The following is a 19889-nucleotide window of genomic DNA, read 5'->3' as shown; positions in this document are numbered from 1 at the left end:
GAAAGGGGGGGGGTGGTGGTGGGAGGAGGGGGGCCCACGCCCACGAGGCGACGTCTGGGGTCCCGGGGGGCCCCGTTTCCGTCTTGGGGGGGGGTCCCCCCCCGCCCCACCCGCCGGCTCCGCCGGGTTCGTCCGCCATTCGGCCCCTCCTCCCGCTCGCACCCCCGGACCTCGCCCCGGGCCTCGCCCCTGCCCGGCGAGGTTGCGAGCACCGTAGCCGAGGGCACTGACAATTCGGCCCCGGGCCGGGTACGGTGCCGCGCGGAGCGCATCCGCCGAGACCCGGTGGGTGCGTCGAACCCGGTCCTGACACCATGGGGCCGAGATCACGAGACCGTGACACCCTCGGAGGAGTCAGCAACATGAGCACGCACTACGACGTCGTCGTCCTCGGCGCCGGCCCCGGCGGCTACACCGCCGCCGTCCGCTCCGCTCAGCTCGGCCTGAAGACCGCCGTCATCGAGGCCAAGTACTGGGGCGGCGTCTGCCTGAACGTCGGCTGCATCCCCTCCAAGGCCCTGCTGCGCAACGCCGAGCTCGCCCACATCTTCACCAAGGAGGCCAAGACCTTCGGCATCAAGGTCGAAGGCAAGGTGACCTTCGACTTCGGCGAGGCCTTCCGCCGCAGCCGGTCGGTGGCCGACGGCCGGGTCAAGGGCGTCCACTACCTGATGAAGAAGAACGGCATCACCGAGTACGACGGCTGGGGCACCTTCGTCGACGACCACACCCTCCAGGTCGCGCTCAGCGGCGGCGGCTTCGACGTCGTCACCTTCGACCACTGCGTCATCGCCGCCGGTGCCACCACCCGGCTGCTGCCCGGCACCAGCCTGAGCGACCGGGTGGTCACCTACGAGGAACAGATCCTCACCGAGCAGCTGCCGGAGAGCATCATCATCGCGGGCGCCGGCGCGATCGGCGTCGAGTTCGCGTACGTGCTGCACAACTACGGCGTGAAGGTCACCATCGTCGAGTTCCTGGACCGCGTGGTGCCGCTGGAGGACGTCGAGGTCTCCACCGAACTGGCCAAGCAGTACCGCAAGCTCGGCATCGAGGTGCTCACCTCCACCCGGGTCGAGTCGATCGACGACAGCGACCCGAACGCCAAGGTCAAGGTCACCGTCACCAGGGACGGCCGGCAGCAGGTGCTGGAGGCCGACAAGGTGCTCCAGGCGATCGGCTTCGCGCCGCGCGTCAACGGCTACGGCCTGGAGAACGCCGGCGTCAAGCTGACCGACCGCGGCGCCATCGCGGTGGACGGCCGCGGCCGCACCAGCGCCGGGCACATCTTCGCGATCGGCGACGTGACGGCCAAGCTGATGCTCGCGCACGCCGCCGAGACGATGGCCGTGATCGCCGCCGAGACCATCGGCGGGGCGGAGACCATGGAGGTCGACTTCGCCATGATCCCGCGCGCCACCTACTGCCAGCCGCAGATCGCCTCCTTCGGCTACACCGAGGCGCAGGCCCGCGAGCTGGGCCACGACGTCAAGGTCGCCAAGTTCCCGTTCACCGCCAACGGCAAGGCGCACGGCCTCGGCCACCCGATCGGCTTCGTCAAGGTCATCAGCGACGCCAAGTACGGCGAGCTGCTCGGCGCCCACCTGATCGGCCCCGAGGTCACCGAGCTGCTGCCCGAGCTGACCCTGGCCCAGCAGTGGGACCTCACCGTCCACGAGGTCGCCCGCAACGTGCACGCCCACCCCACCCTCGGCGAGGCGGTCAAGGAGGCCATCCACGGCCTCGCCGGCCACATGATCAACATGTGACGCGCATCGCATGACGGCAGGGCCCGCCCGACCTCCCGGGCGGGCCCTGCCGCTTTCCGGCGGCCCCGGTCCTGGCTCCGGCGGCGGAGGCGGTCCCGGGCCCCGGGCCCCGGCTCCGACGGCGGATCAGGCCGACCCGTCCGGTGCCAGGGCGAGGTAGGTGAGCACCGCGCCGAGGGCGGACAGGGCGGCGAGGACCAGCCCGAGGACGTGCAGGGCGTCGGTGAACCCGGCGGCCAGGGCGGCCTGGTGCGCCGCGGCCACCCTGCCCTGGACGGCCTGCCCCGCGAGCTGCGCCGCCTCGTCGGCGGCGAGGCCGCTGCCGCCCAGGTGCGCGGCGGTCAGCGTGCTGAGCAGCGCGGCGGCCCCGGAGACGGCCACGGACTCCCCGGTGATCCGCATCGTGTTGAAGACGCCCGCGGCGGCCCCGGCGTGCTCGGCGGGGACGGTTCCGACGGCCGCGTCGTCCATCACCCCGAAGGCCAGCCCGACCCCGGCCCCGAACGGCAGCAGCGGCACCGCCAGCGCGAGCCACGACCCGTCGCCGCGCACCGTCACCAGCAGCAGGGAGCCCGCCGCGATCAGCGCGGAGGCCGCGGTCAGCACCGCCCGGACGGAGACGGCGGCGGCGAGGCGCCCGGCCACCAACGGCAGCAGGAGGACGGGCGCCGTCATCGGCAGCAGGAGCAGACCGCTGGTCAGGACGCTCCTGCCACCCACACCCTGGAGGTAGGCCGGGAGGTAGACCAGCAGCACGACGAACCCCAGGGTGACGGTGAACGGCTGGCACACCACGGTGAGGAACTCGGGCCTGCGGAACAGCCGGACGTCGACCATGGCGCGCCCGGCCCGGCGGACCTCCACTGCGGCGAACAGGACCAGCAGCAGCACCGCGCCCGCCAGCGGCAGCAGCGTGTCCGGCGCCGTCCAGCCGGCGGTGCCGGCCTGCACGAGCGCGTACGACAGCGCGGCGAGCCCGCCGGTGAAGCAGACCACCCCGGGCAGGTCGATCCCGGGGTGGTCCGGGTTGCGGGACTCCGGGGCCCGGGTGGCGCACAGCCACGCGGGCAGGGCCAGGACGGCGACGAGCAGGAAGACCGACCGCCAGCCGGCCGCCTCCACCAGCAGGCCGGCGGCCGGCGGCCCGATCGCCAGGCCGGTGCCGAAGGAGGTGCCGAGGATCCCGAAGGCGAGCCGTCGGCGCCGCCCGGAGGTGGACTGGGCCAGGACCGCCGCGCCCGCCGCCAGCACGGCGGCCGCCCCGCACCCCTGCACCGCCCGGGCGGCGTCGGCCACGGCCATCGACGGCGCGAGCGCCACCACCGCGGACAGCGCGCCGACCAGCGCGATCCCCGACAGCAGCACGCGCCGCCGGCCGATCCGGTCCGCGAGGCCGCCGGCCGCCAGCGGCAGCGCGGCGAAGGTGAGGTTGAAGGCGTTCAGCATCCACTGGGCGGCGCCCACCGAGGAGCCCAGCTGCGCGGTCATGCCGGGCAGCGCCACGGCGGCCCCGGTCACCGAGAACGGCAGCATCATGCTGGCGCAGCCGACCGCGGTGACGGTCGCCCAGTAACCGCCCGGACCACCGTCCGTACCCGGTGGGGGAGCGGCCGTGCCCGCCGGGTGCTCGGTCCGGGGCGGCGCGGCGCGGCGGGCGCCTTCGGGACGGGCGTCGCCGGGACGGGCGTCGTCGAGGCGGGGAGAAGCAGTCATGGCCCCGATCGTTCGCGGGCGCCGCCGCCGGATGAAGAGAGCCCCGTTCCCTGGGTGTGACAGGGCCACCCTCCGGCCCCCGCACCCCCGGCCGGGCGCCCCATACTGGAACGCATGGCCGAACCGATCACGCTCGCCGCCAGCCTCGGCGACTACCTGCGCACCCGGCGGGCGCTGGTGTCACCCGCGCAGGCGGGGCTGCCGCCGACCGGACGCCGCCGGGTGCCCGGCCTGCGGCGCGAGGAGGTCGCCGAACTGGTCGGCCTCAGCACCGACTACTACGTCCGGCTGGAACAGGGCCGCGCCGAGCGCCCGTCCGACGAGGTGCTCGACGCGCTCGGCCGCGCCCTGCGGCTCGGCCCCGCCGAGCGCGCCCACCTGTACGACCTGGCCCGCCCGCCCCGCCGCTCGGCGGCCAGGACGGCGGGCGCCGGACGGGACGGCGACGCCCTGCGCCCCGCCCTGCGGCGGGTCGTGGAGGCGATGCCGACCACCCCCGCGCTGATCATGAACGACCGCAACGACGTCCTGGCGTGGAACCGGCTGGCCGCCGCGCTGATCGCCGACTTCCCCGAACTCCCGCCGCGCGAACGCAACCTGGCCCGACGGATCTTTCTCGACCCGGGCGCGCCGGACGTCCACCTCGACTGGGAGGACGCCGCGCGCACCACCGTCGGCATCCTGCGGATGGCCTCCGGCCGGCACCCGCACGACCCCGAACTCGTGCGCCTGATCGGCGAACTGGCACTCGGCAGCGCCGACTTCCGCCGGCTGTGGGCCGGCCACCACGTGCACGAGAAGACCCACGGCCCCAAGCGCCTGCGGCACCCCGTGGTCGGCGACGTGACGCTCGACTACGAGACCTTCCAGGCGCCCGGCGCCGCGCGCCACCTCCTGGTCGTCTACACGGCCGCCCCCGGGAGCCCGGCTGAGGAGGCGCTCACCTTCCTCGGCGGCTTCACGGCCGCCGCCCCGGGCAGGTGAGCCGGGGCCGCCCGGTACCAGCAGCGCCTCCCGGCCGGGGTGCGGCGCTGCCCGGTGGTCCAGCAGGGCGGGGAGGGCGAGGGGCACGGGGGCGGGCGCGTGGACGGGACAATGACGGGCGTGACAGACGTGACGCTGAACCTCTGGCGCCGGCCCCTCGGCGCGGTGCCGGCCGAGGTGTGGGACCGGACCGACCTGACCGTGCTCATCCTCGCCGAGACCGGCCTGACCGAACTGCCGCCCGAGGTGGGCAGGTTGCGACGGCTTCGTACCCTCGACCTCGGACACAACCGGCTCACCGGCGTGCCCGCCGAACTGGGCGAGCTGACCGGGCTCGCCGACTTCCTCTACCTGCACGACAACGCGCTGACCGCGCTGCCGGCCGCGCTCGGCCGCCTCACCGCGCTGCGCTACCTCAACCTCGGCGACAATCGGATCACCGAACTCCCCTCCGCCATCGGCGAGATGACCGCCCTGGTCGAGCTGCGCGCCCAGCGCAACCGGCTCACCGCGCTGCCCGACCGCCTCGGCGAACTGACCGCCCTGCGTGAACTCTGGCTGTGCGGGAACGACTTGACCACCCTGCCGGACACCTTCGGCGGCCTCACCGCACTGCGCGAACTCGAACTGCGGGACAACGCGCTCGCCGAGGTCCCGCCGGTGCTCGCCGGGCTGCCGGTGCTGCGCCGGCTCGACCTGCGGGGCAACCGGATCACCGAACTGCCGCACTGGCTGGCCGAACTGCCCGCACTGGAGAAGCTGGACCTGCGGTGGAACGAGGCGCGCCCCTCGCCGCGGCTGCTCGCCGCGCTCGACGCGCGCGGCTGCGCCGTCCTGTTCTGAGCGGCCGCGGATAAAGATCACCACGGCGGTCGGTGCCCTGTTATCGTGGATCGCATGAAGCGCGCTGCACTCGCCACGACGACGCCGGAGAGAGTCCCGGTGCGCTGACTGCTGACCTAGTCCGAAGCCCCGGGGCGAGTGCCCCGGGGCTTCGCCGTTTCCGGACCACTCGCCCGCCGACCCGAGTGGAGACCACCCCATGCACGACCACCCCATGCACGACCGCGCCGCGCACGATCACCGCAAGCTCGGCCGCGAACTGGACCTGTTCGACACCGACCCGCTGATGGGCTCCGGCCTGCCTTACTGGCTGCCCGACGGCGCCGCGATCCGGCACACCCTGGAGGAGTTCATCCGCGAGCGCGAGCGGCGGGCCGGCTACCGCCACGTGTACTCGCCGGTGCTCGGCAAGCGCGAGCTGTACGAGATCTCCGGCCACTGGGCGCACTACCGCGAGGACATGTTCCCACCCATGGAACTGGGCTCGGAGGAGATGGTGCTCCGGCCGAGCCTGTGCCCGCACCACGCCCTGATCTACCGCTCCCGGCCCCACAGCTACCGGGAACTCCCTCTGCGCATGGCCGAGTTGGGCGGCATGTACCGCTCCGAACTGTCCGGCGTGCTGGGCGGGCTGACCAGGGTCCGGGCGATCCAGCTGAACGACGCGCACGTGTTCTGCACCCCGGAGCAGGCCGCCGACGAGGCCGTCGCAGCACTGGAGCTGATCCGCGCGGCACACCGCGCGCTCGGCATCGAACCGGTCCGCTACCGGCTCTCGCTGCCCGGCGCGGGCGGCAAGTACGTGGCGGATCCGGCCCTCTGGGAACGGGCCACCGCGCTGCTCACCGACGTGCTGGAACGCTCCGGCGTGCCGTTCGAGGCGGCAGAGGGCGAGGCCGCCTTCTACGGGCCGAAGATCGACGTGCAGATCGCCGACGGCGCCGGGCGCGAGTTCACCCTCTCCACCGTGCAGATCGACTTCCACCAGCCCGAGCGCTTCGGTCTGCACTACATCGGCCCGGACGGCGCGAAGCACCGGCCGGTGATGGTCCACCGCAGCGTGATCGGCAGCGTGGAGCGGGTGGTCGCCCACCTGATCGAGCTGTACGGAGGCGCGTTCCCGGCCTGGTTGGCCCCGGTACAGGTGGTGCTGCTGCCGGTCTCCGAGGGCGAACTGCCGCAGGCCGAGCGGTTCCGGCAGCGCTGCCTCGACCTCGGGCTGCGCGCCGAGGTCGCCGGGCCCGAGCACGGCAGCCTGGGCGCTCGGATCCGGGCGGCGCGCCTGGTGCCGTACCAGGCCGTGATCGGGGCCAAGGAGGCCGTGGACGACCGGGTCGCGCTGCGGCTGCGGGACGGCCGCCGACTCGAACCGCTGCCCGCGGAGGAGGCCTGGGCCAGGATCGGCGCACTGGTGGCGGCGTGCAGCGCCGACCTCTGGGCGGACGACCCCGCGCGCCGACCGGGCGGGGCGGGTCAGTAGGACTGGAGCTCGATCAGGTGGCCGTCCGGGTCCCGCAGGTGGGCGCTGCGCAGGTTGGGGCCCCACTGCGGCCGGTCGGTCGGGCCGACGACCGGGGTGCCGCCGTGCCGCAGGCAGAGGGCGAACGCGTCGTCCACGGAGGCCACCCGGAAGACCAGCATCGCGGCGTCCTGGGCGGGGGCGGCCGGGCGTTCGGGCAGGCCGGTGGTGCCCAGGGCGGCTGCCATCGCGGGGCGGTCGAAGAGCACCAGGACGGCCTGCCCGTCGACGTCCCAGTTGGCGTAGGGGCCGTCGGGGGCGCCCTTGACCAGGGCGGCGCCGGTGAGGGGCGGCAGGACCGCCCGGTAGAACCGGAAGCACTCGGCGAAACGGGTCACGAGCAGGCGGGGGTACAGGGCGTCCACGGTCGAAGCTCCCGGGCTCGAGGATTCATCGGGTCGGATCGGTCCGATATTAGTGGGTCGGCACCCACTATAGGGACGGACCCTAGACTGACGCCATGGCCCCCGAACCCCTGCTCCCCGAACCCCTGCTCCCCGAACCCCCGCTGGCCGCCCCCTCCCTGTCCGCTCCCTCCCTGCCGCCGACGCTGCTCGACCTCAGTACCTACCTGCTCTCCCGGATCGGCCGGACGGCACGGGGGCGCCTCGCCGAGCAGCTCGCCGAACACGGCCTGCGGCTCTGGGACATGGCCGTGCTGGCCGCGCTCGCCGACTTCGGGCCGCACGCCCAGCGGGACCTGGTCCAGCGGCTGGGCATCGACCCGAGCGACCTCGCCAAGGTCGCCGACCAGCTGGCCGCCGCCGGGTACGTCGAGCGCGTCCGCGACCCGGCGGACCGGCGGCGGGTCTCGGTGTCGGTCACCGACGCCGGGCGGGCGCTGCTCGCGGAGCTGGACGCCCGGGCGCGCGCGGTGCAGGACGAGGTACTGGCGCCGCTGGACGCGCGGGAGCGGCAGCTGCTGCACGGCCTGCTGCTGCGCGTCCACCAGGGCCAGGGCCAGGGCCAGGGGCCGGGGTCGGGGGAGCGGCGCGGCCTCTGAGGCCCGCTCAGCCGGCCGGCCCGGGGCGGCGGGCACCGGCGAACTCGCCGGCCCAGCGCGGGACGTCGAGGGCGTGCTCGACCCGGGCGACCAGCGTCCCGGTGCGCTCGGCGTGGATCATCGCGCCGTCGCCGACGTGGATGCCGACGTGGTGCAGCGGCGCGTCCGGGCGGGAGAAGAACAGCAGGTCGCCCGGGGCGAGGGCGTCACGCTCCACCGGGGCGCTGCGGTGGAACTGGGCGACGGTGTAGTGCCCGAGCTCGACGGTGCCGTGGCTGGCCCGGTACCAGCAGTAGAGGGACAGGCCGCTGCAGTCGAAGCCGACCGTGCTCTCGCCCAGGCAGACGCCGTCCAGGTAGCCGTTCTCGTCGTCGCAGAAGCCGAGGCTCGCCCCCAGCCGGTCGCCGCCGCCCCAGGCGTACGGCACGTCGAGCTGGGCGGTGGCCACCTCGGCGACCCGGCGGCCCAGGGCGGCGGACGCGACCACGGGGGTATCCGACCGGGCCGTTGATGTCGCCGTCGCCGTCGCGGTCGCCGTCGCGGCCGGGGTGAGGGCCGGGGCGAGCCCCGCCCCGAGTGCCAGGCCCAGCATCCGGCGCCGGCGGACCCCGGAGGCCTCGTCGCGGTACGGCGGTCGGGATTCCATGGGGGACCTCCTGGTGTCGGCGCGGCGTCGACCCGCGCGGGTGGCGGCCACCAGGATTCCGGCCGGGCGGGTCGGCCCGCCATCACCCGCAACGGTGAATCGTGGAAGCAACGGCCCTGTGGTGGACGGGACAGCGCTGGTAAATGGTTTGACGGTTACTCAGGAGAGGCCAACGATGGGCGCAAACGTTCGGCCACGACCCTTCGGAGTGCCCCTTGAACAGCGCAGTCAAGCTGATCCGCAGCTCCCGCCTCACCCCGGCCGTCGACTACGCCTATGCGGCCCTGGTCGAGGCCCCGGCCCGTTCGCTCTGGCTCGCCGGCGCCTGCCCGCTCGACGCCGAGGGGCGGACGGTCGCCGTCGGCGACTACGCGGGCCAGGCGCACCAGGTGATGCGGAACCTGATAACCGCGCTGGAGGACGCGGGTGCCGGGCTGACCGACGTCGCACGGACGACGGTGTACGTGGCCTCCGCCGATCGGGCCGACCTGGTCGCGGTGTGGGACGTGTACCGCGCCTACATGGGGGAGCACGACGCCCCCAGCACGCTGCTGGGTGTGTCGGTGCTCGGCTACCACGACCAGCTGGTGGAGGTGGAGGCGGTGGCCGTCCTGCCGTGACGCCTTCCGGCCCGCGGGTGTCCAAATGAGGAAACCGATCGTTCGGTTTTTCCCCGAATGTGTGATGTGTGGCGCCGGTGCCGCTTTCGATCGTCCGGCGAAGAAGCAGCGGCCCGTAGGCAAAATGCGGAGGATGCGGGCGGGAGGGAAGGAGCGTTTGAGGCGATTCCCCGACATCATCTTGTCGTCCGTAGGCCACCGGTAGCTAAGATACGGGGTGTTTGGTTTTGTTTTCCGGGAGCTCTGGGTGGGGTGGTTGCGGTGGTTCGGCAGGAGCGGGCGGTCCGGACGCGTCGGCTGATCCTGGAGGCGGCGGCGTCGGTCTTCGACGAGTTCGGCTACGAGGGCGCCACCATCGGCGAGGTGGTCGCGCGGGCCGGTGTGACGCGTGGTGCGGTGTATTTCCATTTCGCCTCCAAGCGGGATCTGGCCCAGGGCGTCGTCGAGGAGCAGTTCGTCCAGGACGGTGTGCCGGAACGGGTCTGCAAACTCCAGGAGTTCGTGGACACCGGGATGGTGGTGGCCTATCTGATGCCGCGTGATCCGCTGCTGAGCGCGGGGGCCCGGCTCTCCCTGGGGCAGGACGTCTTCGACGACCTCGGCGGCGGCGCGATCCCCGGCTGGATCAGCCGGCTGGAGGCGCTGCTGGTCGCGGCCGGCGAGCGGGGCGAACTGCTGCCGCACGTCGTCCCGGCCGACACCGCGTGGCTGGTCACGGCGGCGTGGACGGGTGTGCAGATCCAGTCGCAGAAGCTCTCCGGGCGCGCGGACTTGGAGCGGCGGGCCGCCGGGCTGTTCCAGCACCTGATGCCGAGCATCGCGGTGCCGGGTGTGCTCGGTTCGCTGCAGATGGGCCCGGACCGCGGTGCCCAGGTGGTCGCCGAGGTGGCGGCCGCCCGCGCGGCGACGGAGGGCGCCGGGGCGCAGGGTGGGACGCAGGACGGGGCGCGGTCGGCGGCCCGGGCGGTCGCGGATGAGGTCGGTGTGGGCTGACGGTCCGGCACCGGCCGGAAATCGCTGCGGCTGGTGCGGAGTTGACAGGGGCTCGGCGACCCCCTGCTCGCGGGGGCGTCCGGGGGCGTCCGGGGGCGTCCGGGGCCGTCCGGGCGGTTTCCGGGCGGTGATCGGCCGGCTGGCGGCGGGCGCGCAGTGCGGGCGAATTGGTGGCGGCGCGGGATCCATGGGGGTCCGACGCCGCCTTCGGTTTGCCCGCACTCCGCTGCGCGTGGTGGCCGGTTCGTGGCGCAGCGTGGCCGCCGCGCCCGTCTGTCCGAGGCAGGCCGCTCATCCCAAGAAACAAACAGCACGTTCGGTTTTGTATTGACAAACCGCGCGTCCTGTTTTTGACTGGTGACAGTCGCCCTAGGGGTGTCGACCCGGGTGCCAGCCGCGGCGGATCGGCCTGCGGCGTTCCGTGTGATTGGGGTGGTCATCGTGGAAATTAGGGTGCTCGGGGCATTGGACGTCCGGGTGTGCGGGGTGTCGGTGGTGCCATCGGCGCCGAAACCGCGTCAGGTGCTGGGGCTGCTGGCCCTGCGGGCCGACCAGGTGGTGTCGGCCGGGGTGCTGGCCGAGGAGCTGTGGTCGGGCCGCCCGCCGCGCAGCGCACGCACGACGGTGCAGACGTACGTGCTGCAGTTGCGCGACATGATCGACCGGGCGCTCGGGCAGGTCGGCCCGGCGGCAGGGGTCTCCTGCGCCAAGGACGTGCTGGTGACCTCGCCGGGCGGCTACATGCTGAACAGCGGCGGCGGGTTGACGGACGTCCGGGAGTTCGAGCGCCTGGCCGGCATGGGCTACCGGGCCATGGACGGCGACGACCACCCGCTGGCCGCCCGGATGCTCGGCGAGGCGCTCGGCCTGTGGCGCGGTCCGGCCTTCGCCGACATCCCGGCCGGCGGTCAACTCGCCGTCGAGGCCAAGCGGTTGGAGGAGACCCGGCTCTGCGCCCTGGACCAGCGGATCGAGGCCGACCTGCGGCTGGGCCGCCACCGCGTCCTGCTCGCCGAACTCACCGTCCTGGTCGACCGCTACCGCACCCACGAGAGCCTGCACGGCCAGTACATGATCGCCCTGCACCGCTCCGGCCGACGGGGCGAGGCCCTGGAGGCCTACCAGCGCCTGCGCAACACCCTGGTGCGGGAGTTGGGCATGGAGCCGTCCACCGGACTGCGACGGCTCCAGCGCTCCATCCTGCTGGCCGGCCCGGAGCGCCCGGAGCGCCCGGAGCGTTCGGAGCGCGAGGCGGCCGCGACCGCTTCGCCGGAGGCGTCGGTGGCCCGGTTCACCCGGGTCGGCTGAGGACGCGCGGAAGGCGCCGTCGCTGCCGGGGCGCTGCTTCGTGTGTGGTCGGAACGTGCTCGTCGTTGTGAGGGGTGTGGGTCGGGTGGTGCAGGAGAGGTCGGAACGGACACGCGGACGGCTGGTGCAGGCGGGGGCGGTGCTGTTCGACCGCTGCGGCTATGCGGGGGCCACGCTCGGCGAGATCGCCGGTGCCGCAGGAGTGACGAAGGGTGCGCTCTACTTCCACTTCGCGTCCAAGGAGGAGCTGGCACAGGCGGTGTTCCAGCGGGCCGAGCGCTCGCTGCGGGGCGCCTGCGGCGGTCTGCGGGCCACCTCCTCCCCCCTGCAGACGCTGATCGACGTGGGCTACTGGCTGGTCGACGCCCTGGGGTCGGACGCGGTGGTCCGGGCGGCGTTCCGCCTCGGCCGGGAGGGCGGCTGGCAGTCGAGGACCGCCGCGTTCGCTCCCGCCACGTCCGCCCCCGGCGCGCCGGTCGCGGGCGTGCGGGGCTTCCACGGCGTCTGGGCCGGTGTCGTCCGGGAGTTGCTGACGGGTGCCCGGCGTGCCGGCGAGCTGCGCGACCGCTCGGGCGACCCCGGCCCGGAGACCCTGGTGGTGGCGGCCGCCTGCGGGCTGGAGGTCGTCTTCGGCGACGGCTGCCCGGGTGAGGAGCGCGCCCGCCGGGTCGGCGCCCTGTGGGAGTGGCTGCTGCCCTGCCTCGTCCCCCCGGGCTCCTCCGACGCCTACCGGACCAGGCCGCTGGCGCCGCTGCCGGGCTGAGCGGGCGATTCAGGAGCGGACAGGCGGGGCGCCTCGTGCGGCGCGCCCCGCCCGGGGCCGGTCACGCCGTGTGGAGGCGCTCCGCCAGGCCGGCGGCCGTGAAGGCGGCCACCAGGTCGTCGCGGTCCTCCGTGAAGTGGGCCCAGCTGTCGTGGTGGACGAGGACGACCCGGCGGGCGTCGAGGATCGCGGCGGCCTCGGCGGCCTGGGCGCTGTCCAGGACGATGGGCGCGCCGTCGAAGAGGGCGGCGAAGCGGGGGGCCCCGGCGAAGAGGATCGCGGTGTCGACGGGGGCGAAGCGTTCGGCGATCTCCCCCACGGCGAGGAGGGAGGCGTTGTCCCCGCTGACGTAGACGGTGGGCAGCCCTTCCCCGGTCAGGACGAAGCCGACGACCTGGCCGGTGACGGCCTCCACCTGCTCGCGGGCCCCGGGCCCGTGGAGGGCGGGCACGGCGGTCACGGTGAGGGTGCCGCCGCCGGGGCGGTCCAGCGTGACCGACTCCCAGTCGGCCAGTCCCCGGGCCGTGCCGCCGAGGCGCAGGCCGCCGCCGGGGGTGGTGAGGGTGAGCGGGACGTCGGCCAGCAGGGCCCGGCCGGAGTGGTCGAGGTTGTCGGGGTGCTCGTCGTGGGAGAGCAGGACGACGTCGACGCGGCCGGCGTCGGCGGGGCTCCCGGAGGAGGGCGCGGTCTTGGTCAGGAACCGGCCGTCCGGCCGCAGGTAGTCGCCCGGGCCGTCGAAGGTCGGGTCGGTGAGGAAGCGCAGGCCTCCGTACTCGAAGAGGGCGGTCGGGCCGCCGAAGAGGCGGACGGGGAACTGCTCGACGGTCGTGTCGGAAGAAGCCATGGTGAAGCACACCTCACGGTTGAGAGCGGTTTATCCGTGAGGAACGCTAGCCGGTTCTCACGGATGAGCGCAAGCGCTACCATGAGACTCATGACGGACGCCGCGGACACCGCCACCGACGAGACCGCCGTGCCACCCGCGCCGGGCGAGCAGCAGTACCCCTCGCTCGCCCTGGTCAACAGCGCCGTCACGCTGCCCGGCGGACACGTCCTCGACCGCCTCGGCACGCCGGCCGCCGCCGGCCAGTGGCTCCTGGAGCACGGCCTCGCCCCGGCCGGCGCGGGCCTTCAGGAGATGTGCACGGCGCAGGTGCGCTCGATGCGCGAACAGGTCAGGACGCTGTTCGCCGCCCGCGTCGCGGAGCTGCCCGCACCCCCCTCCGCCCTGGCCGCCGTCAACGACGCCCTGACCCGCCTGCCCACGGCCCGGCTGCTGCGGTGGGACGACGGCAGCGGCCCCTACCGCGCGGCCCCCCACCCCACCACCGAGATCGTCGACCACGCCCTGGCCACCCTCGCCGCCGACGCCGCCGACCTGCTCACCGGGCCCGAAGCCGCCCGCCTCACCGCCTGCGGCTCCACCCCGTGCACCCGGTACCTCCTCCGGCACGGCCGGCGGCACTGGTGCTCCACCCGCTGCGGCGACCGCGCCCGCGCGGCCCGCGCCTACGCCCGGCGCACCCGGCCCCAGCCGGACTGACCGGGCCGGCGGCCTCGATCGACGCCCTCGCCGACGGCCCTGGTCGACACCCCTGGCCGGCGCGGGCCGCACCCCCCGGCGCGGTCCGTGCGAGCCGCGTTCGAGCGGGCCGAATGTCAGTGCGGCTCGCCATGATGGCGGTATGAAGGACGCAGCCACCCTGGCCTCCCCTGCCGCCCTGGCCTCCCCGCAGGCCTACGCCGACGCCGTCGCCGCCGCCGTGCGGGCCGCCGCCGCGTACTACGCCGACGGCTCCGCCCCGCTCGGCGACGACGAGTACGACGCCCTGGTGCGGGCGATCGAGGCCTACGAGCACGAGCACCCGGACGAGGCGCTGCCCGAGTCGCCCACCGGCAAGGTGGCCGGCGGCGCGGCGGTCGGCGACGTCCCGCACAGCGCGCCGATGCTCTCCCTCGACAACGTCTTCTCGGCCGAGGAGCTGGAGTCCTGGGCGGCCGGTCTGGAGCGCCGGCTCGGCCGGCCGGTCGCCGCCTGGTGCGTCGAGCCGAAGCTGGACGGCCTCGCCGTCGCCGCCCGCTACCGGGCCGGCCGGCTCACCCAGGTGCTGACCAGGGGCGACGGCCTGGCGGGGGAGGACATCACCGCCGCCGCCGACGCCGTGCTCGGCCTGCCCGCCCGGCTCGCCGAACCGGTCGACGTCGAGCTGCGCGGCGAGGTGCTGCTCACCCACGAGCAGTTCGAGCAGGCCAACGCCGTCCGCACCGCGCACGGCGCCACCCCGTTCGCCCACCCGCGCAGCGGCGCGGCCGGCACCCTGCGCGCCAAGGACCGCGCCTACCGCGTCGAACTCACCTTCTTCGCCTACGACGCCCTCGGCCTGCCCGGCCTCGACCACGCCGACCTGCTCGCCCGGCTCGCCGTCCTCGGCGCCAACACCGCCGCCAGCACCGACGCCGCGCCGCACCGCTGCGCGACCCTCGTCGAGGCGCAGCAGCGGATCGACGAGATCGCCGGCCTGCGCGCCGCACTGCCCTTCGGGATCGACGGCGTGGTGGTGAAGGCGGACGCGGTGGTCGACCAGGAGGCGGCCGGCTCCGGCTCCCGCGCGCCGCGCTGGGCGGTGGCCCGCAAGCTGGCGGCGCAGCACAAGGTCACCCGGCTGCTCGGCGTCGAGTGGAACGTCGGCCGCACCGGGATCATCGCGCCCCGGGCCGTCCTCGAACCGGTGGTGATCGACGGCGTCACCGTCACCTACGCGACCCTGCACAACCCGGCCGACATCGGGCGCCGCGGGCTGATGATCGGCGACCAGGTGTTCGTCTACCGGGCCGGCGACGTGATCCCGCGGGTCGAGGCGCCACTGGTCGACCAGCGCACCGGCGCCGAGCAGCCGATCGCCTTCCCCGAGGTCTGTCCACGTTGCGGCGACGCCATCGACACCTCCGAGCAGCGCTGGCGCTGCGTGCGCGGCCGGGCCTGCCAGGCGGTCGCCTCGGTGGTCTACGCGGCCGGGCGCGACCAGCTCGACATCGAGGGCCTCGGCGGCACCCGCGCCGTCCAGCTGGTCGAGGCCGGGCTGGTCGGCGACCTCGCCGACCTGTTCACCCTCACCCGGGAGCAGCTGCTCACCCTGGAGCGGATGGGCGACACCAGCGCCGACAACCTGCTCGCCGCCATCGAGACCGCCCGCAGCCGCCCGCTGAACCGGGTGTTCTGCGCCCTCGGCATCCGCGGCACCGGCCGGACGATGTCCCGCCGACTCGCCGCGCACTTCGGCAGCATGGCCGCGATCCGTGCCGCCGATGTCGAGGCGCTGGCCGGCGTGGACGGCATCGGGGTCGAGAAGGCCGCCGTGATCGTCGCCGAACTCGCCGACGTGGCACCGCTGTTGGACCGACTCGTGACACAGGGTGTCGGCACCGCGGTGACCGAGCCGACGGCACCCGCCGCCCAGGCCGCGGCCGGCGGCGCGGCGGCCGCGGGCGACACCGCGGCGGGCCCGCTGGCCGGCCCGCTGACAGGCCAGAGCGTGGTCGTCACCGGCAGCATGACCGGAGCCCTCGCCGAGCTCTCCCGCAACGCGATGAACGAGCTGATCGAACGCGCCGGCGGCAAGGCCTCCTCCTCGGTGTCCAAGCGCACCACCCTTCTCGTCGCGGGCGAGAAGGCCGGCTCCAAGCGCGCCAAGGCGGAGGAACTCGGAGTGCCCGTCATGACCCCGGAGGAGTTCGCCGCCCTGGTCGCCGAGCAGCTCGGCTAGCTCCGCCAGGCCGGCCGGGCAGGACCTGGGCCCGGAAGACCAGTTGATCGCCCGCGCCGGGGGTGCGGTAGGGTGGCCGACGCCGTGTATGACCGCGACTCAAGGAGGTGAGCCCCATTACCGGTATGTCCGAGCGGGTGCTCCCGGAGCGCGGCCGTGCGGGCGCGTCGCGCGCGTAGCGCGGACGCGTCGGCGCGGTGCCGGCCCTTGCGGGAGCCCTGACGGAGTCGTTCGTCCTCCTCCCGATTCCCCCAAGGGGTCCTCTTGTCGGTTTTTGCCTCCGCAGCTCTCCGTTCCTCGGTCGTCACCCGGCTGCGCGCCGCCGGTTGCGTGTTCGCCGAGGACGAGGCGCGGATCCTGCTCTCCGCCGCCGCCACACCGGCCGACCTGGCCGTGATGGTCCGCGCCCGGGCCGAGGGCCGGCCGCTGGAACACGTCGTCGGCTGGGCCGAGTTCGCCGGGCTGCGGATCGCCGTCGACCCGGGCGTGTTCGTCCCGCGCCGCCGCAGCGAGTTCCTGGCCGCCACGGCCACCGAGCTCACCGGCCCGGGCGCCGTGGTCGTCGACCTCTGCTGCGGCAGCGGCGCCCTCGGCGCCGCCGTGGCGGCCGCCGCCGCGCACCCGGTCGAGCTCTACGCGGCCGACGTCGACCCGGTCGCCGTCCGCTGTGCCCGCCGCAACCTCACCGGGCCCGGGGCACCGGTCTTCGAGGGCGACCTGTTCGTCGCGCTGCCCGCCGCCCTGCGCGGCCGGATCGACGTCCTGCTCGCCAACGTCCCGTACGTCCCCAGCGCCGACATCGCGCTGCTGCCGCCGGAGGCCCGGCTGCACGAGGCCCGGCCGGCGCTGGACGGCGGCGCCGACGGTCTGGACGTGCTGCGCCGGGTGGCCGTCGAGGCGCCGCACTGGCTGGCCCCGGGCGGGTCGCTGCTGTTCGAGACCAGCGAACGGCAGACCCCGACGGCCCTGGCCGTCGCCCGCGCGGCCGGCCTCGACGCCGCCGACGCCTGGTGCGAGGACCTGGACGCGACGGTCGTCACCGCGACCCTGCGCTGACGGGGCTGCCGCCCGGACCCGCCTCGCCGCCCGCCGCCCGCCTCCCGCCCCGCCCGCCGGTGGCGGGAGCGGGCTCGGCGGTCGGCTGGGCGCTCACAGCTCGCGGATCTCACGCCTGGTCAGCGCGTACCCGAACGCGCCCGTCAGACAGAGCCCGGTCGTCGCGAACACCCCTTGACTCCCGAAGGCGTCCACCGCCGCGCCGGCCGCGATCACCGAGATCGGGAAGACTCCCAGCGCGCAGAAGGTGACGGCCGCCATGACCCGGGCCAGCAAGGCGGGCGGGGTGCTCTTCTGCACGCCGGTGACGACCAGGACGTTGGTCACCGTGCTGGCGCCGCCGGCCACGCAGAGCAGCAGCACGGCGCCGACGAGGCCGACGAACGGCACCAGGCCGATCGCCACACCCATCACCAGTCCGGAGAGCATCGCCGTGCGGCCCCGCGAGCGGACCTCGGTGAGGCCGGCCGCGAACAGGCCGCCGACCAGCGCACCGCCGGTGAACGCGGCCAGCAGCAGGCCCAGCCCGACGGCGCCGGCGTCGAAGCCGTGGGTGGCCAGGGTCGGCAGGGCGACGCGGGTGGCGCCGCCCACCGTCAGGTTCGCGATCACCGTCACCGTCAGCACCGCGCGCAGCAACGGCGATTCCCGCAGCAGGCGCCGGAAGTTCTTCGGCACGGAGGCACGTTCGGAGATCGGGCTGGGTGCTGCGACGAGGCTGCCGCGACCGATCAGCAGCAGCGTCGCCGCCGACACGGCGAAGGTCGCCGCATCCAGGCCCAGGGCGGCGGCCGGGTTCAGCCAGGCGACCAGCGGGCCGGCCAGCGCCGGACCGAGCAGACCGGCGCCGAAGGTGACCGTACTGTTCAGTGCATTGCCCGCGTGCAGGTCCTCGGCGGGCAGCAGGGTCGGGGTGATCGCCCAGGCGGCCGGCAGGAACACCCCTGCTCCGACGCCGACCAGCAGCGCGAGCCCGCCGATCAGCCAGAAGTTCGCCGCCCCGCCGGCGGCGATCGCGCACAGCCCGGCGGTGGCGAGCAGCCGGCCGAGGTCGGCCGCCAGCATCACCCGCCGGGCGCCGAACCGGTCGGCGAGCATCCCGCCGAGCGGGGTGGCGGCCAGCCGTCCCGCGCCGTAGGCGGCGACCACCAGGCTCAGCTGGCGGGCGCCTCCGGCGAGGGAGTAGACCAGCAGCGGCAGGGCGACCACCTGGAACGCGTTGCCGAACTCCGAGGTGCCCTGCCCGATCACCAGCAGCCGGAAGCCCCGCGCGCGCAGGGGCGCGACGCTGATCCGGGGGCGGAACCGCAACAGCCCCGCGGCGCCGCGCGCTCCTGCGCGGCCCGTCCCCGTGCTGCCCGCCCCTGCGCGGCCCGTCCCCGTGCTGCCCGCCCCTGCGCGGCCCGTCCCCGTGCTGCCCGCCCCTGCGCCGCCCGTCCCCGTGCTGCCCGCCCCTGCGCCGCCCGCCCCCGTGCTGTCCGTCCCCGTGTCGCTTGCTCCCGCGCCGCTAGCCATCGAGCGAGACCGGCAGCGACTCCAGGCCGCGCAGCATGATCGTGTTGCGCCAGGGCAGGGTCTCCTCCGCGGCGGCCAGTTCGATCCGCCCGAAGCGCTCCAGCAGGCCGGTCAGTGCGACCTCGCTCTCCAACTTGCCGAGGAAGGAGCCGAGGCACCGGTGCAGGCCCTGCCCGAAGGCCAGGTGGCCCGGATCGCCCCGGTCCAGGATCAGCCGGTCGGGATCGGTGAAGCGGGCCGGGTCCCGGTTGGCCGCGCCGAGCGAGAGCAGCACCAGCTCGTCCGCCGGGATCTCCACGTCGTCGACCATCACGTCGGCGTTCGTGAACCGCAGCGTGGCCATGCTCACCGGAGACTCGTAGCGCAGGAACTCGTCGATCGCGACCGGCATCGCCGCCGGGTTGGCGCGCAACCAGGCGAGCTGGTCGGGGTGGTGGAGCAGCGCCAGGGTCGCGGTGCCGAGCAGGTTGACGGTGGTCTCGTGGCCGCCGATCAGCAGCAGGAAGACCATCGAGAACACCTCCCGCTCGGTGAGTTCACCGGCGTCACAGGCCTGTACCAGGTCGGTCAGGATGTCCGTGCTCGGCGACGCCCGCCGGGCCGTCATCAACTCGCGCAGGTAGTCGTTCAGTTCGGCGGTGGCCTGGTCGAAGGTCATGTCGCCGCCCTGGGTGAGGATCGCCGTCGACCAGGTGCGGAAGGCCTGCATGTCCTCCGGGGGGAAGCCCAGCAGCTCACAGATGATCATGATCGGCAGCGGGAAGGCGAAGTCCGTCACCAGGTCGGCGGTCTCCCGCCCGCGCAGCCCGTCCAGCAGGCCGTCGGCGATGCGCTCGACCAGCGGCCGCATCAGGTCGACCCGCCGGCGGGTGAAGACGCCCTGGATCAGCCGGCGCAGCCGGGTGTGGTCCGGCGGGTCGCTGTTGAGCATGTGGACCACCTCCGAACCGAGCGTCAGGCCGGAGCCCCGCCCGCTCGCGATGGCCTGGCTGCGGCGGACGTCCTGCCCGAAACGCGGGTCCATCAGCGCGGCCCGGACGTCCTGGTAGCGCGTCACCAGGTAGACCGGCAGGCCCTCGCCGAACTCCACGACGGAGACCGCGCCGGCCTCGCGGATCCGGGCGAGCGTGGGGTAGGGGTCGCGGATGAAGGCGGACATCCGCGCGGCGGCGTCGTCGACCGCGGTGGTCATGGATCACTCCTCGGGCTCGAACTCCGGCAACTACACGGTCAGCGACGGGAAGGGCCAGCGGCGCACCCGCATGGGCAGGAACCAGGCGCGGGGGGGGCGTCTTGCGGCCCAGGCGGGCACGGCGAAAATCCTGTTGGCAGGGTCCCGCAACCCACCCACCCCCACCCCCCCCCCCCCCACCCCCCCCCCCCCCCAGCGGCC

The 19889-nt window shown here is 74.6% G+C and carries 18 protein-coding genes; 12 read left to right on the top strand and 6 right to left on the bottom strand.

Going from position 1 to position 19889, the window contains the following annotated elements; translation table 11 throughout:
* Positions 1-362 precede the first annotated feature (362 nt).
* Positions 363-1769: a dihydrolipoyl dehydrogenase gene (lpdA, locus tag ACFVX9_RS27065; RefSeq protein WP_387983939.1), complete on the top strand. Its 1407-nt coding sequence runs from the start codon at positions 363-365 to the stop codon at positions 1767-1769.
* A gap of 126 nt (positions 1770-1895) precedes the next feature.
* On the opposite strand, the gene ACFVX9_RS27060 is transcribed toward lpdA, so the two are convergent.
* Positions 1896-3482 carry an MFS transporter gene (locus tag ACFVX9_RS27060; protein WP_380483781.1) on the bottom strand — a complete coding sequence of 529 codons (1587 nt, stop codon included), beginning with the start codon at positions 3480-3482 and terminating at the stop codon, positions 1896-1898.
* A 114-nt stretch (positions 3483-3596) separates the two neighbouring features.
* Here ACFVX9_RS27060 and ACFVX9_RS27055 point away from each other — a divergent pair, with 114 nt between their 5' ends.
* The 3 genes from ACFVX9_RS27055 (at position 3597) to thrS (ending at position 6789) form a co-directional block, all read left to right on the top strand.
* Positions 3597-4466: a helix-turn-helix transcriptional regulator gene (locus ACFVX9_RS27055; RefSeq protein ID WP_380377716.1), complete on the top strand. Its 870-nt coding sequence runs from the start codon at positions 3597-3599 to the stop codon at positions 4464-4466.
* Between the two features lie 120 nt (positions 4467-4586).
* Complete coding sequence (locus ACFVX9_RS27050) at positions 4587-5309, top strand: leucine-rich repeat domain-containing protein (protein ID WP_380483779.1); 723 nt, start codon at positions 4587-4589, stop codon at positions 5307-5309.
* 199 nt (positions 5310-5508) lie between these two features.
* Positions 5509-6789 carry a threonine--tRNA ligase gene (gene thrS, locus ACFVX9_RS27045; RefSeq protein WP_387983935.1) on the top strand — a complete coding sequence of 427 codons (1281 nt, stop codon included), beginning with the start codon at positions 5509-5511 and terminating at the stop codon, positions 6787-6789.
* On the opposite strand, the gene ACFVX9_RS27040 is transcribed toward thrS, so the two are convergent.
* Positions 6783-7193, bottom strand: a complete 411-nt coding sequence (locus ACFVX9_RS27040; RefSeq protein WP_380377722.1) for a VOC family protein — start codon at positions 7191-7193, stop codon at positions 6783-6785. The two genes, thrS and ACFVX9_RS27040, sit on opposite strands and share 7 nt — an antisense overlap.
* A 95-nt stretch (positions 7194-7288) precedes the next feature.
* Between ACFVX9_RS27040 and ACFVX9_RS27035 the strand changes: the two genes are divergently transcribed.
* Entirely contained in the window at positions 7289-7831 is a 543-nt protein-coding gene (locus ACFVX9_RS27035; RefSeq protein WP_387983933.1) for a MarR family winged helix-turn-helix transcriptional regulator, read from the top strand.
* A 7-nt stretch (positions 7832-7838) separates the two neighbouring features.
* Here ACFVX9_RS27035 and ACFVX9_RS27030 read toward each other — a convergent pair whose 3' ends face one another.
* Complete coding sequence (locus ACFVX9_RS27030; RefSeq protein WP_380377726.1) at positions 7839-8477, bottom strand: C40 family peptidase; 639 nt, start codon at positions 8475-8477, stop codon at positions 7839-7841.
* 215 nt (positions 8478-8692) lie between these two features.
* Here ACFVX9_RS27030 and ACFVX9_RS27025 point away from each other — a divergent pair, with 215 nt between their 5' ends.
* From ACFVX9_RS27025 to ACFVX9_RS27010, 4 genes are all read left to right on the top strand, one after another.
* Entirely contained in the window at positions 8693-9097 is a 405-nt protein-coding gene (locus tag ACFVX9_RS27025) for a RidA family protein (protein WP_380483770.1), read from the top strand.
* A gap of 261 nt (positions 9098-9358) precedes the next feature.
* A complete protein-coding gene (locus tag ACFVX9_RS27020; RefSeq protein WP_380425218.1) occupies positions 9359-10090 on the top strand; it encodes a ScbR family autoregulator-binding transcription factor in 732 nt (243 codons plus the stop codon).
* A gap of 441 nt (positions 10091-10531) precedes the next feature.
* Positions 10532-11398: a BTAD domain-containing putative transcriptional regulator gene (locus tag ACFVX9_RS27015; RefSeq protein WP_387983929.1), complete on the top strand. Its 867-nt coding sequence runs from the start codon at positions 10532-10534 to the stop codon at positions 11396-11398.
* An 88-nt stretch (positions 11399-11486) separates the two neighbouring features.
* Positions 11487-12161: a ScbR family autoregulator-binding transcription factor gene (locus ACFVX9_RS27010; protein WP_387983926.1), complete on the top strand. Its 675-nt coding sequence runs from the start codon at positions 11487-11489 to the stop codon at positions 12159-12161.
* A gap of 61 nt (positions 12162-12222) precedes the next feature.
* Here ACFVX9_RS27010 and ACFVX9_RS27005 read toward each other — a convergent pair whose 3' ends face one another.
* Entirely contained in the window at positions 12223-13005 is a 783-nt protein-coding gene (locus tag ACFVX9_RS27005) for an MBL fold metallo-hydrolase (RefSeq protein WP_380377736.1), read from the bottom strand.
* Between the two features lie 81 nt (positions 13006-13086).
* Here ACFVX9_RS27005 and ACFVX9_RS27000 point away from each other — a divergent pair, with 81 nt between their 5' ends.
* The 3 genes from ACFVX9_RS27000 to ACFVX9_RS26990 all read left to right on the top strand — a co-directional run bounded on the left by ACFVX9_RS27000 (position 13087) and on the right by ACFVX9_RS26990 (position 16981).
* Complete coding sequence (locus tag ACFVX9_RS27000; RefSeq protein ID WP_387983924.1) at positions 13087-13704, top strand: CGNR zinc finger domain-containing protein; 618 nt, start codon at positions 13087-13089, stop codon at positions 13702-13704.
* A gap of 142 nt (positions 13705-13846) precedes the next feature.
* Positions 13847-15925, top strand: coding sequence for an NAD-dependent DNA ligase LigA (gene ligA, locus ACFVX9_RS26995; RefSeq protein WP_387983922.1), 2079 nt, complete (start codon positions 13847-13849; stop codon positions 15923-15925).
* Positions 15926-16189: 264 nt separating this feature from the next.
* Entirely contained in the window at positions 16190-16981 is a 792-nt protein-coding gene (locus ACFVX9_RS26990; protein WP_380377741.1) for a putative protein N(5)-glutamine methyltransferase, read from the top strand.
* Positions 16982-17074: 93 nt separating this feature from the next.
* Here ACFVX9_RS26990 and ACFVX9_RS26985 read toward each other — a convergent pair whose 3' ends face one another.
* Both ACFVX9_RS26985 and ACFVX9_RS26980 read right to left on the bottom strand, forming a co-directional pair.
* Entirely contained in the window at positions 17075-18292 is a 1218-nt protein-coding gene (locus ACFVX9_RS26985) for an MFS transporter (RefSeq protein ID WP_363378646.1), read from the bottom strand.
* 196 nt (positions 18293-18488) lie between these two features.
* A complete protein-coding gene (locus ACFVX9_RS26980) occupies positions 18489-19688 on the bottom strand; it encodes a cytochrome P450 (RefSeq protein WP_063345980.1) in 1200 nt (399 codons plus the stop codon).
* Positions 19689-19889: the final 201 nt, after the last annotated feature.

Origin of the sequence: Kitasatospora sp. NPDC058243, from assembly GCF_042882025.1 — a bacterium.
Taxonomy (GTDB): Bacteria; Actinomycetota; Actinomycetes; order Streptomycetales; family Streptomycetaceae; genus Kitasatospora.
The sequence above is the reverse complement of the archived record's forward strand: the minus strand, read 5'-3'. Positions and strand labels throughout refer to the sequence as shown.